Source organism: Thermostilla marina, from assembly GCF_054657455.1.
In genome coordinates this window covers 58,371-75,122 of the sequence record NZ_BAAHYR010000001.1, presented here as the reverse complement: position 1 = coordinate 75,122, position 16,752 = coordinate 58,371, and the positions used below count along the sequence as shown (strand labels likewise).

Annotated in this window: 11 protein-coding genes, 1 tRNA gene and 1 other RNA gene; 2 read left to right on the top strand and 11 right to left on the bottom strand. The window is 60.2% G+C overall.

Going from position 1 to position 16,752, the window contains the following annotated elements:
• The first annotated feature begins 32 nt into the window (after positions 1-32).
• A complete protein-coding gene (locus ACYQ2I_RS00285) occupies positions 33-1,124 on the top strand; it encodes an alpha/beta hydrolase fold domain-containing protein (RefSeq protein ID WP_460164980.1) in 1,092 nt (363 codons plus the stop codon).
• A 50-nt stretch (positions 1,125-1,174) separates the two neighbouring features.
• On the opposite strand, the gene ACYQ2I_RS00280 is transcribed toward ACYQ2I_RS00285, so the two are convergent.
• The 7 genes from ACYQ2I_RS00280 to ACYQ2I_RS00250 form a co-directional block, all read right to left on the bottom strand.
• Positions 1,175-2,767: a sulfatase gene (locus tag ACYQ2I_RS00280; protein WP_460164979.1), complete on the bottom strand. Its 1,593-nt coding sequence runs from the start codon at positions 2,765-2,767 to the stop codon at positions 1,175-1,177.
• A 50-nt stretch (positions 2,768-2,817) separates the two neighbouring features.
• The gene (locus ACYQ2I_RS00275) at positions 2,818-4,224 is read right to left on the bottom strand and encodes a sulfatase (protein ID WP_460164978.1); all 1,407 of its coding nucleotides are present in this window, start codon (positions 4,222-4,224) and stop codon (positions 2,818-2,820) included.
• Positions 4,225-4,561: 337 nt separating this feature from the next.
• A complete protein-coding gene (locus ACYQ2I_RS00270; RefSeq protein ID WP_460164977.1) occupies positions 4,562-5,077 on the bottom strand; it encodes a CBS domain-containing protein in 516 nt (171 codons plus the stop codon).
• A 22-nt stretch (positions 5,078-5,099) separates the two neighbouring features.
• Positions 5,100-6,155: a 2-oxoacid:ferredoxin oxidoreductase subunit beta gene (locus tag ACYQ2I_RS00265; RefSeq protein WP_460164976.1), complete on the bottom strand. Its 1,056-nt coding sequence runs from the start codon at positions 6,153-6,155 to the stop codon at positions 5,100-5,102.
• A gap of 107 nt (positions 6,156-6,262) precedes the next feature.
• On the bottom strand, positions 6,263-8,134 hold the full coding sequence (locus tag ACYQ2I_RS00260; protein ID WP_460164975.1) for a 2-oxoacid:acceptor oxidoreductase subunit alpha: 1,872 nt from the start codon (positions 8,132-8,134) through the stop codon (positions 6,263-6,265).
• Positions 8,135-8,213: 79 nt separating this feature from the next.
• Complete coding sequence (locus ACYQ2I_RS00255) at positions 8,214-8,678, bottom strand: CBS domain-containing protein (RefSeq protein WP_460164974.1); 465 nt, start codon at positions 8,676-8,678, stop codon at positions 8,214-8,216.
• A gap of 242 nt (positions 8,679-8,920) precedes the next feature.
• Entirely contained in the window at positions 8,921-9,784 is an 864-nt protein-coding gene (locus ACYQ2I_RS00250; RefSeq protein WP_460164973.1) for a hypothetical protein, read from the bottom strand.
• A 363-nt stretch (positions 9,785-10,147) separates the two neighbouring features.
• Between ACYQ2I_RS00250 and ssrA the strand changes: the two genes are divergently transcribed.
• Positions 10,148-10,508, top strand: a transfer-messenger RNA (tmRNA) gene (ssrA, locus tag ACYQ2I_RS00245).
• A gap of 331 nt (positions 10,509-10,839) precedes the next feature.
• On the opposite strand, the gene ACYQ2I_RS00240 is transcribed toward ssrA, so the two are convergent.
• From ACYQ2I_RS00240 to ACYQ2I_RS00225, 4 genes are all read right to left on the bottom strand, one after another.
• Positions 10,840-10,913 (bottom strand) — tRNA-Val (locus ACYQ2I_RS00240).
• 81 nt (positions 10,914-10,994) lie between these two features.
• Positions 10,995-12,293, bottom strand: coding sequence for an ABC transporter permease (locus ACYQ2I_RS00235; protein ID WP_460164972.1), 1,299 nt, complete (start codon positions 12,291-12,293; stop codon positions 10,995-10,997).
• Complete coding sequence (locus ACYQ2I_RS00230) at positions 12,290-14,122, bottom strand: ABC transporter permease (protein WP_460164971.1); 1,833 nt, start codon at positions 14,120-14,122, stop codon at positions 12,290-12,292. The genes ACYQ2I_RS00235 and ACYQ2I_RS00230 overlap by 4 nt, the downstream gene beginning before the upstream one ends.
• 110 nt (positions 14,123-14,232) lie before the next feature.
• On the bottom strand, positions 14,233-16,110 hold the full coding sequence (locus tag ACYQ2I_RS00225; protein WP_460164970.1) for a peptide-binding protein: 1,878 nt from the start codon (positions 16,108-16,110) through the stop codon (positions 14,233-14,235).
• Positions 16,111-16,752 lie beyond the last annotated feature (642 nt).

Genomic DNA, 16,752 nt, shown 5'->3' with positions numbered 1-16,752 from the left:
CCGTATCCCCCCTACCAAAGGAGGTCGTCGCCATGTCGAAAGCCTTCTTGCATCTGCGCCGCTTCGTCGCCGTTGCCGTCACTTTGGTGATCGTCCTGTGGGCTTGCCGGAGTTTTGCCCAAGACCGACCGATGCTCGACCGGATACGCGGCCTCGACGCGAACGGCGACAAAGCCATTTCGAAGGACGAAGCCGGCGACGCCGTTTGGTCACGTCTGGGAAAACTGGATCGTGACGGCGACGGAAAAGTCACCTTGGCCGAAATCCAAAAGCGGTTGCAATCGAACAGCGGGGCACGGAATCCCGCCGCAAACGTCGCGATCCGCGAACCGGAGGGCTTCGACGAGCGATACATTTACAAGAGAGTCGGCGAGGTCGAACTTCCCTTATACGTGTACAAGCCGCCCAAGCGGGCTTCCGATGCTCCCGTCCCCGCGATCGTGTTTTTCCACGGTGGTGGTTGGAAAGGCGGCAGCGCGGCACAATTCGAAGGCCAATGCCGTCATTTTGCCGATCGCGGAATGGTCGCCGTCACCGTTACATACCGGCTCATTTCGCAACCCTCCGTCAAGGTCGACGACTGCGTCGAAGACGCTTTGGATGCCATGCGATGGGTTCGCGGTCATGCGAGGGAACTGGGCATCGATCCGTCGCGAATCGCAGCCGCGGGCGGTTCTGCCGGCGGCTACCTGGCGGCCTGTACCGCGCTGCTCGACACGCGCGAAGCCGACACGTCTCATAAACCGAGCGCCGCACCGAACGCTATGATCTTGTTCAATCCGGCGCTCATCACGGCCCCCGACCCGCGCCTGAACGACGAGGCCAATACCAAACTGAAGGCCTTGGCGGCGCTCACACGCGGCAAGCCGGAACGTCTTTCGCCTTTGGCCTACGCAAAGCAGAAACAACCGCCCTGTATCATGTTCTTCGGCACCGAAGACCGGTTACTCCTCCCCGCGAAAATGTTCCGAGACGACTCGGTGGCCGCAGGCAACAACTGCAAAATCGTGACTTACGCAGGTCAAGGCCACGGTTTCTTCAATCGAGGCGAATACTACGAGAAGACACTCGCCGAGGCGGATCGCTTTCTCGTCGAGCTGGGCTGGTTGCCCGCCCAACGGTGACAAGTGCGGTGGAGGGCGCCCCTGGGTAGGCGATCACAAGTCGTGCCGACCTATTTCGGAAGCGGCAGCAGCGGCGCGCGTTCGTCTTCCTCCAGCGGCCGCGTTCCGGCGAACGGCCCCCAAGCCGAACGTTTCGGATAATCTTTGTCGGCCTTGTAGATCGCGGGATCGTAGTTCGGATTCAACTTCGGGAACCGCGCACCGACCGCGTGCAGATAGTTCATCAGGTCGTCGAACAACCGCTTGTGAATCTCGGGCTTTTCGGCGGCAATGTTGTGGATTTCGCCGATGTCTTGCGACAAGTCGAACAAGATGGGCAATTCGGGACGCTCGTAGAAATGGATCACCTTGTACTTGCCCGCGATCACCGCCGAGTGCGGCACGGATCCGCCGCGATAGTGCGGATAGTGGAAGTACAGACTGCGGTTGCGAAACGCCTCATCGGGTTCTTTGCCGGCCATGTACGGCGCCAGCGAAACGCCGTCGATGTTTTCGAGTTCTTGGGGATCGCCGCCCGCCCACTCGACGAACGTCGGCAGTAAGTCGTAGTTCACCACGTTGGCGTTGAAGCGGCTGCCCGGCCGAATCCCGGGTCCGCGGGCGATCATGGGCACGCGAATGCCCCCGTCCCAAGCCCACCACTTTCCCCCGTGCAGCGGCTGCGTGAGACCGGGCAAGAATGAGTGCCGATAACCGTTGTCGGCCATGAGCACGACGTATGTGTGATCGGCGATTCCCAGCTCGTCGATCTTGTCGAGCACGGCGCCGATGCGGCCGTCGAGATCGTCGGCCATGCCCAACCACACGGCCGGATCTTGCTTTCGGCCGACGGTGTCGGCGCTCTTGTGGTTGGCTTTGTACCAGGCTTGCACGAAGGGGTGATGCACGTACTTTTCCCGCGTCTCCACCTTGCACTCACGTCCCTCATGCATCGCGTAGTGCGAAATCTGTAAGTAGAACGGTTTTCCCTGGCGGACCTGTTTCTCCATGAAACCGATCGCCTTTTCCGTCACACTGAACATCGCCTTGGGATCGGTCATCAGTTCTTCGGTCAATCGCTGCGGCAAAGGATCGCCTTCTTTGAGAAACCGCCCGATGGTGTTACCGGCGTTGTTGTCGGTGTCGCCGTCGTGCACGGCGTATCCATGCGCGCCGGGATCACTGCGCATGTGCCACTTGCCCACGTGGGCACACACGTAACCGTAGGGCGCCAAGGCTTCGGGGATGCTGAAGGTATGCTCGGGATCCATGCTGAAGCGAGCCACGCACGGAATCACGGGAAACGCCGCATATTGTTTCGACAAGTCGTAGTAGTCCTGCCCCCTGGGGTTCAAGTAGACGGTCATGCCGTGGCGCGCCGCACTTTGACCGGTGAGAACGCACGCGCGGGCCGGCGAACACTGCGGCGATCCGTACGCGTTCTCGAACACCATCCCTTCCCTCGCCAGCCGCTCGATGTTCGGCATGTGGATGCCCGGCATGTGCGAGTTGGGCATATCGGGACGCATGGCGATCGGCGTGCCGTACCAGGCCCAATCGTCGATGTACAAGAACACGATGTTCGGCCGATCGGCGGCGATCGCCTGCGCGCACCACAAGAATGCGCAACTTGCGACCAGGTACAGCGTTGCCTTCTTTCCCATGATCCTGATTCCTCGAAAGTGGATTTCGGTGATGGAACGGTTTGAAAACGTCAGCGGTCCCGACCTCGTGCATCGGGGAGGGACGGCGCCATCGCCTCGAACGCGGGCACGGTCGCCCGCAACCGGGCGATGACTTCGGCATATTCCGGATCGCCGATCCGGTTCGTCCATTCGTGCGGATCGAGGCTGCAATCGTAAAACTCTTCTTGGTCGTCGCGGTAGCGGATGTAGCGATATTTTTCCGTCCGAATGGCGACGTAGCGATCGTACAAGGCGCTGATCGCCGTGCTTTCCCACTCGGCATTGGGATCGGCAAGCAACGGCACCAGCGACCGACCGTCGATGTAGTTCGGGCGATCCAGGCCACACAGTTCGGTCAACGTGGGATAGATGTCTTGCAGCGAGACAAAACGCTCGCAACGTCCACCGGGCTTCGTCAGGCCGGGAACGCGCCACATCAACACGCAATGCGTGGCTTCTTCCCACAGCGTCCCCTTTTGCCAGTGGCTTTTTTCGCCCAGATGAAATCCGTGGTCGGTCATCAACACCACGATCGTGTCGTCGCGATAGGGGCTTTCTTCCAACGCATCGAGCACGCGGCCCATTTGGGCGTCGGCGTAGGCCGTGGCCGCCAGATAACCGCGCACGCCATCGCGATGCACGCCGTGTTCGATCACCTGAGCGACAAACTTGCTTTTTCCCTCGGTGACCGCGCGTCCCAAGGGAGGCACGTCGTCCAGATCGTCCGCCTTCAACGGCGGCAGATGGACTTCGTCCATCGGAAACATGTCGAAATACTTTTGCGGCACGTACCACGGCATGTGCGGATGGAACAATCCGCAGGCAATGAAGAACGGCCGATCGTGCTTCCGGCGCAACTGTTCAATAGCAGCGTCGGCGTATTGCGTGTCGTGCATCTCGGATTCGTCCAGATGCGTGGGGCCCCAATCTTGTTCCCCTCGCGTGAACGGCAAGAAAGGTGCCCCCGGCGGAATCGGATCGCGCTTGTGCGGGATCCGATCATCCCAGGCGTCGCGGGTATCCCAGCCGTGCGTGACCTTGCCGTACGAGGCGGTGAAATACCCCGCCTTGCGGAATAGGCCGGGAAGCGACACCGCCTGTCTGAGCGCTTCACCGGCCGCAGAATCGTGACCATTGGCATATAACCCCGAATTCCAGGGGGCCACGCCCGAGAAAACGGCCGTCCGCGACGGACAGCAAAACGGGGATGCCGTGTACGCACGCCGGAACAGCACGCCGCTTTCGGCCAAACGTTGAATGTTCGGGGCCACGACTTTGCCGTCGTACCGGTTCGAATCGCCCAACAGCCACGAATTGAGGTCGTCGACGATCAGAAAGAGCACGTTGGGCCGCTCGGGTAACGTCGGCTCGGCCGCCGCGACCTGCGAAGCGAGCCCCAACAACACGGCGACGGCGCACGCTCCTATCCCTCTCATGAAACCACCCTCGGAGGTGTTATTGGGACGCTTTCCTTCACTGAAACTGAATCGTTGCCGGAGGGGGGCACGCACGGCCTGCAAACTTTATTTTGGCGACATTGCCGTGCAGATTGTTGATTGTCGACAATCCCGGGCTTGCGTAACGCTAGAACCGCCTCGAGTCGATGAACAAGCGCCCTACGCTTCCCTCGCTACTGGGGGACGCCTTTCGATCTACAGAATTGCGGCCCTTGCGACATAGCCAAGTAGCCCAAGGGGTGCAGACGTTTCGCTGCCGTGTGCCTCGTGGGCAACTTCCGCTTCGGGGTGGTTCCCCGTCTACGGGAGGCCGTCGCTACACACCCAAGTGCACGCGAAGATAACGCAGAACGTCACGTACCGAGACGATGCCGGCCGGTTTCCCGTCGACCAAAATGGGCACGTGCCGGTAGCCGCCGACATCCATTCGATGCAGCAAGAAGACGATCGGGTCGTCGATATTCAGCGTGCCGACGTTCTCGGTCATGAACGCGCCGACCGGTCGATCGGCCAGTTCCTCGATGCGTTCGCCGATCTTCATCAGTGCATCACGCTCGGTAAAGATCCCCAAGATGCGGTGTTCTTCGTCGGAAACCAGTGCACAACCTTCGCCCGCCTCGGCCAAGATACGCAACACCTCGCCGACGGAAGTGTTCGGGCGGACTTCGATCAGCTTGCGCACGGCAAGTCGGCCGATGCGGTCTTCGAGAATCGATCGTTCCAGATCACTCTCGGGCCGTCGCGCCGTCGCATCGAGCAGCGATTGCCCGCACTGTTCGCACGTATCGGCGCCGTCGATGTTGTCGTAGCCGCAATCGGGACAAATGACCATGACGTGTCCTCCGCGCGAAGGGCTAGTGGGCGGCGTCGTTTCCGTCGGGAGTCACCGTCCAGGTGTCGCCGGAGCGGAACAGATCGTCGAGCTCGATTTCGCCCGCCTCCGACACGGCTTTGTCGACCTGGCGATTCAGTTCCTCGTCGTAACAAGGCCGCTCGACGGCCCGGAAGACGCCGATCGGCTCGGGGAACTCGGGATGATGCATCCGGCTCAAAAAGTACGCCAACGTCGGTCGTTCGGCCTTTTCGTCGTGAACGATCAGGTCGTCTTCCGCGATCCCGTCGCCGAGCGAGACGACTTCGGGCTCCACACCGCGGAACCGGATTCCCTTGTCGCGGTTTTTCCCGAAGATCAACGGTTTGCCGTGTTCGAGTTCGAGGATGCTGTCGGCTTTCATCTCGCGGTCGGTGGCGTACGAATAGGCACCATCGTAAAACACGACACAGTTTTGATAGATCTCGACGAACGACGTTCCCTTGTGCTCGGCCGCCCGCTTGAGAACCGAACCGAGATGCTTTTGGTACACGTCGATACTGCGGGCGACGAAGGTCGCTTCGCATCCGATGGCCACCGACAGAATATGCAACGGATTGTCGATCGAGCCGAAGGGGCTGCTTTTAGTCACCTTGCCCAACGGCGAGGTGGGCGAGTATTGGCCCTTCGTCAGTCCGTAGATGCGGTTATTGAACAGGATGATGTTGATATCGACGTTTCGCCGGATCGCATGAATCAGGTGGTTGCCGCCGATACTCAGCCCGTCGCCGTCGCCAGTGATCACCCACACCGAAAGGTCGGGACGCATCGTCTTCAAACCGGTGGCGATCGCCGGAGCACGACCGTGAATCGAGTGCATCCCGTACGTATTCATGTAATACGGAAAGCGGCTGGAACAGCCGATTCCCGACACGAACACGACCTTCTCGGGCGGCAGGTTCAAGTCGGCCAGCGTCTTTTTCATTTGGGCCAGGATGGCGTAGTCGCCGCATCCGGGGCACCAACGCACTGCCTGGTCGCTGGCGTAATCTTTCGGGGAGCGACGAATCGGTTCGGCCTGTTCGGTCAATACACTCATGTCGTTTTCGCCTCGATAAGGCGTCGCTTGAAGTCCAATACACGGTAGCCTTCCCGCGTGAACGGGCGGGGCGATTCGGGGAACGGCCCCGTTGCGGAAGGCATGGTTTACGCGTTTTTCACCGCTTCCAGGTTCTCGCGGATACCCTCGAGTAGTTCGGCCAGCGTGAACGGTTTTCCCTGGATCTTGTTCAGTCCGACGGCGTCGATCAGGAACTTGGCACGAATCAGCCACCGCAACTGCCCGGCGTTCAGTTCAGGCACGAGCACGCGGCGATACCGCCGCAAGATCGGCTCCAGGTCGTTGGGCAAAGGATTCAAGTGGCGCAGATGCACATGTCCGACCGCGTCGCCGTCTTTGAGACATTCGCGCACGGCTGCCGTTGCCGCACCGTACGTGCTGCCCCAGGTGAGAACCAACAGGTCGCCCTCGGCCGCACCGTGCACCTCGGTGGGCGGAAGCTCCTCGGCGATCTTGGCGACCTTCGCGGCACGCAGTTCGACCATCTTCTGGTGATTGAGCGGATCGTACGACACGTTGCCGGTGCCGTCTTCTTTTTCCAGTCCGCCCACACGGTGCATCAATTCGGGCGTGCCGGGCACGGCCCACGGGCGGGCAAGACGTTCGTCTCGTTTATACGGCAAGAAACCGTCGGCCTCTTCCGGTCCGGCAAAACGAACCTCGATCGGCGAAAGGGCATCCTGCGAGGGAATCCGCCACGGCTGCGATCCGTTCGCCAAATAGGCATCGCTGAGGACGACCACCGGCGTCATGTACCGAAGCGCCAAGCGGCAAGCTTCGTACGCGGTGTCGAAACAATCGGTCGGGCTTCGCGCGGCCAGCACGGGAATCGGACATTCTCCGTGCCGTCCGAACAGGGCTTGGAACAAGTCGGCCTGCTCGGTCTTGGTGGGCATGCCCGTGCTTGGTCCCGCCCGCTGCACGTTGACGACCACCAGCGGCAGCTCCATAATCACCGCCAGTCCCATCCCTTCCGACTTGAGGGAGACGCCCGGCCCGCTCGTGCCGGTCACGGCAAGTGCCCCGCCGAAGGCCGCTCCGATGACCGATGTGATCGCCGCGATCTCGTCTTCGGCCTGAAACGTATATACGCGGTACTGTTTGCGCATCGCCAGCTCATGCAAGATGTCGCTGGCGGGCGTAATCGGATACGTGCCGTAGAACAGCCGCAAGCCGCTTTTCACCGATGCGGCAATCAATCCCCACGCCGTAGCCTGATTGCCGGTGATGTTTCGATATTCACCCGGCGGCAACTTTGCCGGATCGATGTGGTACCGGTGATGAAAGACCTCGACCGTCTCGCCGTAATGGTAGCCGGCCATCAATGCGCGACGGTTGGCCTCGGCAATCAGCGGCCGCTTTCCGAACTTCGCGGCGATGAACCGTAACGTCGGTTCGAGCGGCCGATCGAAGATCCAGTAGACCAGCCCCAACGCGAAGAAGTTGCGGCAACGATCCGATTCCTTGTTCGATAGCCCCAAATCTTCGACCGCCGACCGCGTGAGCTTCGTGAGACTCACCCGAACAAGCTGGTACCCGTCGACCGTGCCGTCTTCGAGCGGATTGCTTTCGTACCCGGCCAGTTCGAGATCGCGTTTCGAGAAAGCGTCTTCGTCGACGATCAGCAAGCCGCCGCGCACGAGATCACCCAGGTTGGTCGCCAACGCGGCAGGATTCATCGCCACCAATGCATCGAGCCGGTCGCCGGGCGTGAACACCGGTCGGCTCGAAAAGTGGATCTGGAATCCGCTCACGCCGGCCCGCGTGCCGCGCGGGGCACGAATTTCGGCGGGATAGTCGGGCAGCGTCGCGATGTCGTTCCCGTACAGGGCCGACGTGTTCGTGAACTGGCTGCCGGCCAATTGCATGCCGTCGCCCGAATCGCCCGAAAAACGAACCGTGGCTTGTTCCAGCGAGAAAACTTGGGGACGCTCCGCCGTTTCTTGTCGAGAGTCCATTTCGTGGTTGATCGCAGGATTCATGGTGAGTGGGAGCCGTGGCTGGATCCGGAAGCTAAGAAAACGCGTGCGGCATCGGTCAAGGGCCCTCGCGGCTGTCCATCTTCTGATTCGGGTCGGGCGGCAACGTGTACACCGACTCCGGGAAGTGTTCGACCAGCCAATGAACCAGCCCGACGACGTCGACCATGCCCTCGGGTTTACCCTCGGCATCGACGACCGGCAGATGTCGGTATCCGCCGCCGGCCATCAACGAGACGACCTCGGCCAGTTTGCAGTCCGACGCCACCGCCACGGCCGGCTGAGACATGAACTCGTGAACGGGTCGCTCCAGATCGACGCGGGCGGCCAACGCCCGCAACAAGTCCCGCTCGGTGAAGATGCCGACCAGCCGTTCCTCTTCACAGACCAAGACCGCGCCGTATTCGGCCTCGGTCATGCGCCGAATGACCGTCCGCAGTGTGCACGTCCGCGGCACCAAGACCACAGGCGACTCGGCATGCTGCGCCGCCGTTTCACGATAAAGATTGGTGCGGATACTCATGGGCCCAACGTCGAGGTACCGTCCTCGATCACCGCTCCCTGTCGGCATCGTCGCCTTATGGAAGGGGCAAGCGGTCGTCGACCGAGGACCTGCCCATAAGTATAGAACTGCTTCCCGGTCGGGCAATGGAAAAGAATGGTTGTCGATCCATAGGTCACAAAACGGCCGTTCGAACAATCGGCCGAAGTCGACCGGCCCCACCCGTTTTCCCGGCCATGCCCCAAGAGTTTACCGCGTTTGCGCTATTTTCCTTTCTTTTCATCGGGAATGTAGAAACGCGACAAATCGATGCCGCCGCGTTGCTCTTCTTCGACGAGTTTCAAGCGAGTTTCCAGACGTTCCACACGCCGACGCAGAGCGTAAAGCGTTCCCAAGGGATCATCGGCCTTTTGCTGCCGGGGAACGGTCGGATAGCCCAGGTGCCGCGCCAACGCGGCAAAAAGATACAGCGGATCCTTGCGTCGGTTCGCCGCGGCGATTTGCCCTTCTTTCAAACCGAACAACACCGGCTTTTCGATCGGGCCGAACTTTTGCACATAATACTCGCTGCGGACGAAGATCATGTCGGCAATGTCGATCAGGCCGATCTGGCGTCGCACGGTATCGAGCCACTCGCGCCACGCGTCGTCGTAGATCGGGTCGCCCTGCATCGCCGCCAGCCCTTTGTCGTACCCCAGTCGGTTTCGGCACAGCGTTTCGAACTGGTACAGGAAGATCCCTTGGACGTTCGCGCCTTTGGCGCGATACTCGGCTTCTTTTTCGAGAATTTCCAGGGCGGTGGCGAATTCCATCCGGCCCGAATCGCGCTCGGCCTCGGAAATCACGTATGCCTGAAACGGCGTGAAGTAGTGCGACAACCGGCTCATTACCGTGGCGAAGCCGCCGGTGTGACGCAGCTCGTCGACCATACAATCCAGCGCGTACGGCAACTGCGTGGTCGAGAGAATCTCGTGCCGGATCATCCGGATGAGTTCTTGGGTTGAATACCCCTCACCCAAACGCTCGCGCAGGGCGCGGAAGAAATATGCCTGCTCTACGTATTCGTCGCGATCGAGCATTTGGGAAGGTCCTTTCGGAATCCCGGAAAACGGCGTCGAGTCGGCCATCGGACACCCCCTCACGATTTCCTCGTCGGGTCGATCATGCCGGTTGCCGAAGGTTCCTCTATTCTACCGCCCGATCCGAAAAGCGACGATGCCGACGCGAAAGACACTTTCGCCTCTCCGCCCCTCCGACTATCGCGGGGTGAAGCCGATTCCGTCGCCCGACGCCGAAAATCGAGGCAACACGCCCCTTCCCGGGCGCAACCGTCATAGGGAACGGCCTTTTTTCCGGCGGATGGGAATTTTGCCGAAATTCGAGGAAAGCCCGTCAAGATTCCGAGCCGATCGGCGTATAATACGGAAGGAAAGGCACTTCGCCGAAACCACATTCTCCGGGTGCCGCTTTTCGGCGGCCCGACCGAATTCGGGGGCGAATTGGATTCGACCGGACAGGTTGAGGTGGAAGTGGCGTGCCGTGGTTGATCAGCGGCCCACGTTAAAAGCTGATCAAAACTTTACGTGCCAACCACAACTTGGCCCTGGCTGCCTAATAGCTGCAGCCCCGACTGAGGGAACTCGTCGGAGGTTCCCGACTGTCGGCTGACCCATCCGACTCGTTCCGGGTCATTGTCGGGCACGCCCGGAATTAAACTCCGTTCCCGACTGGTCGGCGAATCACCCTGTCGGTTGGGGGATGCGTCGGCGAGATCCAAAGAACCGACTACGCACGTAGAAGCTTCCACTGAAATGTCGCGGGACGCGGGTTCGATTCCCGCCGCCTCCACTTTGTTGGATGACACAACCCGGCTCGATCGAAACAAGGCCCGTCAGTGCAACCTGGCGGGCCTTGGTCATTGGGGATACCGCATAGCCGGTTTTCGAACCGGTGGCGTCGTCGTCCGCCAGGAAATCGCGGGAGCCTCCCCTAGCCCCCGTTACAAAACCTCTTTGCAGCCAGCGATTGGGGGTAGAAAATAGCGGCACGGTGCTCGGACGCAGAAGATCGCTTCGACTGCCGGCTGACAAGTGCCGCATGAGCGGTCGCCGAGAGCAAGAAGCACACAAACCCCGGTTCTCTCCGGGGTTTGTGAGGGGTTGCCTGGTGTGTTCACCCTAAGTGGGCGACACTGGATTCGAACCAGTGACCTCTACCGTGTGAAGATAGCGCTCTAACCAACTGAGCTAGTCGCCCAACAGACTCCAATTATTATCTTGCCAAAACCGGGCTCGTGCAAGTAGCCCCGGAGGGCGGATAGGGCACCGATGTGGGGCCTCAGCGTCGCAGTCGGGGGTCCATGGCGTCTCGCAGGCCGCTGCCGACCAGGTTGAATACCGTCACCGTGTAGAAAATCGCCAACGAGGGAAACACCACCAGCCACCAGTAGTGATAGTTTTCGTTCCCCAACCGCAGGAGCACACCCCAACTTGGGGCGGGAGGCGCCACGCCGAAGCCCAACAGGCTCAGGCCGGCCTCGGTGATGATCGCCCCGGCGATGCCGAACGGCGCGGCCACCATCGCCGGCGACAGGGCGTTCGGCAGGATATGGCGGAAGATGATCCGCGAATGCGACGCCCCCAATGCCCGCGCAGCCTGCACGTAGTCGATCGAGCGCTGTTTGAGCACCTCGCCGCGAATGAGTCGGGCGATCGTGGGCCAGCCGGTCAAGCCGATCACGACCATGATGATAAAGATGTTTTGCCCCACCAGTCCTACCAATGTCAGCACGAGGAAGAACGTGGGGAACAACAGCATCACCTCGATCAATCGCGAGATGAGGATGTCGACCGCCCCGCCGAAGTACCCCGCCAAGGCCCCCAGCACGACGCCGATCGAAATGTAGATACCGACCGCCACGAAACCGATCGTCAGCGAGACCCGCAATCCGTAAAGCATGCGGACGAACACGTCCCGCCCGACGTTGTCGGTTCCCAGCAAGTGAGGATAGGCGTCGGTCGACCGCGTCCACAAGAGCTTTTCCTGCTTGACGGTCTTCGTCGGATCGTTCGGGTCGGGCACTTCGACGGTCCGCATCATCGGTTTGCGGTACATCGGCGGCTTGAAAAAGGCGTAATCGTACTGTTCCGTCGGGCCGAAGGGAATCGGCGGATACAACGCCGAGACCTTCTCTTTCGACCGAAACTGCTCGGCTGCGAACGACCGCGTACGATAGCGATTGTCGGGCCGTAACTGCGGGAACGAAAACAACACAGCGCAGATCGCCGTCAACACGACGTAGACCCCAAGGGCTGCGAATACGCGGGTGCGTCCCTTCCAACCGCGACGCCGCCACCACACATTGAGCCCAAGGGCGACGAGCACCCACGGCCCGAAGGCGACCAGGGCCATGTTGAACAAGAAGTCGATCGTCTGGTCGGGATTGAACAAGGCGTGAATCCACGGGTAGATCGTGCCCGAACCGTCGTGATAGTAAAACGGTACGTTCGAAGCAATCAGCGGCGCAAAGATGGCCAGCAGGAACGTCGGCGCCAAAAGCCACAGCGAGATGATCGCCGGGCGGTTTTTACAGAACTGCCGCCATACGATATCGAAATACGATTCGCCTTCGTTCATTCCGCCTTACCCTGTCCCGAGAAGCTGATGCGCGGATCGACCAGCACGTAGAGCAGGTCGGTCATCAAGATGCTCAACAACACCACGATGGCATCGACGTAGATCAGCGCCATCAGCGTGGGATAGTCTTTCAATTCGATCGATTCCCAGCTCAACCGCCCCATGCCGTGAATACCGAACAGGTATTCGATGAGCACGCTTCCGCCCAACAGTGCCGGCAAGAAGTTGGAAAAGAGCGTCAAGATGGGAATCAGGCCGTTCCGCAGGGCGTGCTTGAGGATCACCGTCGTTTCCGAAAGTCCCTTCGCCCGCGCGGTGCGGATATAGTCTTGCCCGATCACGTCGAGCATGCTCGTCCGCGAATACATCGCCAGCCCGGCCAGGCTGAACAGCGACAAGCACACCACCGGCAAGAAGGCGTGCCAAGCGTAATCGAGCAGGTAACGGAAGAAGCCGAAATTCTCGGCACCTTCCGAGTGCAACCCCATCGACGGGAACCACTTCACGTACGAGCCGTAACAGAAGAACAACAAGAACAACATGCCCGCCACGAACGGCGGAATCGAATACAGCAAGAACAACTTCAGCGTGATCAGGCGGTCGACCCACGTGTCGCGTTTGACCGCGGCCACGATTCCCAATGGAACGGCCAACAGATAGATGATGATCTGGCTGAGGAACATCAGCGGGGCCGACACCAACACCGCCCGCCATATCTTCTGCGATACCGGCTCGCGCGATTTGACCGCCGAGCGGCCGAAGCGAAAGGTCGCCAGCCGCGCCACCATATAAGCATATTGCGTGTCGAGGAAAACGGCGGCCAGGCGTCGCCCCCATGACGGCTCGTACCGGGCTCGATACGTCTCGTAGTGGGCGTGCCAATTTTCGATTACGCGATCCAAGTCGTCGATCGATCGATCGTCACTCACATCCAGGGGAATGGTACTGCGGACAGTCGCCCGCAAGATCAGCGAGGCGGTAAACCGCTCGCGCACGTTTTTCGCGTCGCGCAGTTTTTCGACGAAGAACCCGGCGGCCTCGGGGTCGACATATTCGACCTCTTCGAAAAGGACTTTGCGATCCTTCTCGTCGACCAGGCGGCGGAATTGGTCTTCCAGTTCTTCGCGCCGTCGGGCGTCGATCGCCGGATATTCGTCGCGGTGGTTTTCCCACCAAGTCGTCCAGGCCGCGACGATCTCGGGAGTTTCCTTGTCGTTCGGTTCACCCGAGGAGGAGTACGTGAAGCGGAACGGTTCGACGACCATCAAATTCAATGCCCGCACGAGGCCGATCCGATCGCGCAGGTCGGTATTCGGATCGTCCAATTGCCGCAAGGCGGCAGGGACGCCGTGCCGTCCGAGATCTTCACAATAGACTTGCGTATAACCCGCCACTGCGGCCGCCAGGCGACCGTGTTTTTCGGGTTCGGCCAACTTCCGATCGAAGTCGGGGATATCGAGTTTTCTCAGAAAGGCCAGTCGCGTGCGCTGTTCGTCGGAAAGCGACTCAGCCGGAGCATTCAGAGCGTCGAGTTCGGCCTCGAGTTCCTCGGCTGTATGCGACAGATAATATGCGGCCAGTCGGACGTCGTCGGAGTAGTCCCGAAAATAGCGAAAGTTCAAGACCAACGGCCGATCCAACTTCAAGTCCCGCTTCATGATCAGGTAGGCTTCGCGGGTTTGGTTGGATTGGCCGGCAAGTCCCGACGAACCGAGCTTCGACAGCAGCGGATCCCCCGGCGCCAATTGCATGATCACGAACGAGATGATCGTGATTCCGAACAGCGTGGGGATGACCAGGAGTAATCGGCGTACGATGTAGCTCCACACGAATCCGTCTCTTCCTGTTCGCTTGCAGCGGTTCCGTCATTCGGCGATTCGGCCGAGGCGACGCGCACGTGCGGCAACGGGCCGCGTCGCGTCGAATGCCGGCTCGAACGTCACTTGGGCATGGGGCGCGGTCGGTCCGAGAACCATTCGCGGCTGTCGTGGCACGGACGGATCTTGTAGAAGTTCACGTTGCGGATCCGCGTGTTGTAACCGCCGGTCGCCTTTTCGCCGAATAGGAACGTGTACGGCTGATCCTCGTAGATCAACTTGTGGATTTGGTGGTATAGCTCGATTTGCTTCGTTTCGTCCATCGTCACCCGCAGTTGCTCGATCAGCGCATCCACTGCTTCGTTGCGGTAGGCCACGTGGTTCGAGCTGTCGGGCAGATCGGCCTGGCTGCTGTGCCATAGTTGGTAAGGATCTTGACGCCACGACATCGCCCAGCCCAACAACGCGGCATCGTATTCCCGCTTGCGAAGCCGCTGGAGCATCGTTTGCCACTTGGTGGGCGCGACCTGCACGTCGACGCCGATCTTACGGCACTCTTCCTTGTACATCTCGGCGATCGAGCGAAAACTCGGTGCATCGCTGAAGATCATCAACTCGAAGCGGGCGGGGATCTTCGTTCCACCGACGGTCTTGTCGACAATGCCGTCGTTGTCGGTGTCTTCCCAACCGGCCTCGGCCAGCAGTTCGCGTGCCTTGTCCAAATCGAAGGGGATTTCGGGCAACTCGGCGTTATAAGCACTCGAACCGGGCAAGAACGGTCCGGTCGTCCGCGTGGCCAGGTTTCGGAAGACCTCGCTGACCATGCGATCGACGGGCGTCGCGTACGTCAACGCCCAACGAAATTGCCTGTCTTGAAATACCGGCCGGTCGAGGTTGTAACCGATGTACCGGTAGCCCGGATACGCATAGTCGACCAGCTTTACCTTCTTGGCCTTCACGTTTTCGTTCTCGAAGCACTGAAGATACTGGTCCTTGTCGGGAATTCCGGCAAAGTCCAATTCACCGGCCAGCAGCTTTTGGGTCATCGTGTTGGGGTTGGTGATGCATTGGTAGCGGATTTGGCTGAAGTAATACGGCGCACCCCAATAGTTGGGATTCCGCACCAACACCAACCGTTGTTGCGGCACCCATTCTTTGAACATCATCGGACCGGTGCCGCACATCATGCTGTTCGCCCAGTGATTGTTGAAACCGTCGGCGAACTCTTTCGAACGAAAGTCGAACGAAATCGGTTCGCCGTTTTCGTCGACCGAGTACACGTGACGCGGAATGATCGCGGTGCCGGCGAGGGTGAAGTCCTTGGCCAAAAAGTACGGTTTCTTCCAGCGGATTTTGACGGTGTACTTGTCGACCGCCCGAACCGTGATCATCGACTTGTCGTCGCCGGTCGCGTCCGGATCTTCAAAATAGCTGCGGATGTGCGCCGCTTCGATGTGCGGATTCAGGATACAGTCGAACGTGAACACGACGTCGCGTGCGGTGAACTCGGTGGGCGGCAGCAACTTGCCGTTGGGCAACCTGATCGGATGCCACATCACCCCCTTGCGCAGATGGATGGTGAACTCGAGGTTCTCTTCGTCGAACTCCCAGCTTTCGGCCAAGGCAGGCTCGAATTCGTCGGGGTTCTTGAACGACTGATTGGCCAGCGTTTCGTACACGTGCCGTTGGAATGCCTCGCTGACGGTATCGCTGGAGGTAATTGCGTTGAGCGTATCGGGATCGTCGTTGTAACCGAGCATGAGGACGTCGTCGGCCGCGGGTTTGACGCCCGCCAGCGTGGGCTTGTCCGGCACGGCAGCCTGCGACGTGGTCCCTTCGAAACCGCCTTCAGTCCCGTCGCTTTCCGGCTTGGGGCAACCGGCCGTCGCCACCAATACCATCAAGCACCCCGTCCACACGGCCGCGGATGCAAGCGATCGGCCCCTCAGACCGGCAATACGGGCAGACGTTTCTACCCGACTCTTATGGGAACGTCGCATCGGTAGACCTCCTGAAAGTTGATTTTTCGCCGCAGCGTGAGGGACGTGGATAACGGCGGCGGGACGATCCGTCCGGTCGGTCGCAGGCGGCGCGCATCCCCGAACCGGGCTCGCGCTTCGACCGATACTGCGTGGCGATCGGTCACGCACCACGCCGAGAAAACCGTTTCTCGACCTTTGTTATTTTACGAAACTTTTGTAGGGCGTGCGATTTGCGTAATCTGTAAATGCCCGGCAGCAACCGGGATGCGGTCACATATGCCTCGCATGGTAAGGGAAGTAAAATGGCCGGTCAATAACGATTGCAACGGCTTGAAACTTGCTCAAGAACGTTTCTTGCCCGATTCCGCCCGCGGCGGCGCGCCGACATCATCGGCCGCGCAGAAAGCCCACGGCAAAACACCCAAGCTGTGGATCGCCACGCAACCGACCGCACCGTGGACTTGGGGAGACGCTCGCAAAGAATCGACCGGCGTCACTTCAAGAAAGGCAAACGGGGCGAGCAGAAAGGGTCACAGCCAAGGCCGTTGTGGGGGATAGGGCCGGGGTTAGAGAACCCAATCGCGGTGGCTCGCCCCGATGCGATACCGAATTGTTCGATGGCGACGTTACCGAAAAACGTCTTTTCCAATAGCGTCACCC

Coding starts and splice junctions, on each gene's coding strand:
- ACYQ2I_RS00285 (WP_460164980.1), top strand. CDS start 33: ATGTCGAAAGCCTTCTTGCATCTGCGCCGCTTCGTCGCCGTTGCCGTC.
- ACYQ2I_RS00280 (WP_460164979.1), bottom strand. CDS start 2,767: ATGGGAAAGAAGGCAACGCTGTACCTGGTCGCAAGTTGCGCATTCTTG.
- ACYQ2I_RS00275 (WP_460164978.1), bottom strand. CDS start 4,224: ATGAGAGGGATAGGAGCGTGCGCCGTCGCCGTGTTGTTGGGGCTCGCT.
- ACYQ2I_RS00270 (WP_460164977.1), bottom strand. CDS start 5,077: ATGGTCATTTGTCCCGATTGCGGCTACGACAACATCGACGGCGCCGAT.
- ACYQ2I_RS00265 (WP_460164976.1), bottom strand. CDS start 6,155: ATGAGTGTATTGACCGAACAGGCCGAACCGATTCGTCGCTCCCCGAAA.
- ACYQ2I_RS00260 (WP_460164975.1), bottom strand. CDS start 8,134: ATGGACTCTCGACAAGAAACGGCGGAGCGTCCCCAAGTTTTCTCGCTG.
- ACYQ2I_RS00255 (WP_460164974.1), bottom strand. CDS start 8,678: ATGAGTATCCGCACCAATCTTTATCGTGAAACGGCGGCGCAGCATGCC.
- ACYQ2I_RS00250 (WP_460164973.1), bottom strand. CDS start 9,784: ATGGCCGACTCGACGCCGTTTTCCGGGATTCCGAAAGGACCTTCCCAA.
- ACYQ2I_RS00235 (WP_460164972.1), bottom strand. CDS start 12,293: ATGAACGAAGGCGAATCGTATTTCGATATCGTATGGCGGCAGTTCTGT.
- ACYQ2I_RS00225 (WP_460164970.1), bottom strand. CDS start 16,110: ATGCGACGTTCCCATAAGAGTCGGGTAGAAACGTCTGCCCGTATTGCC.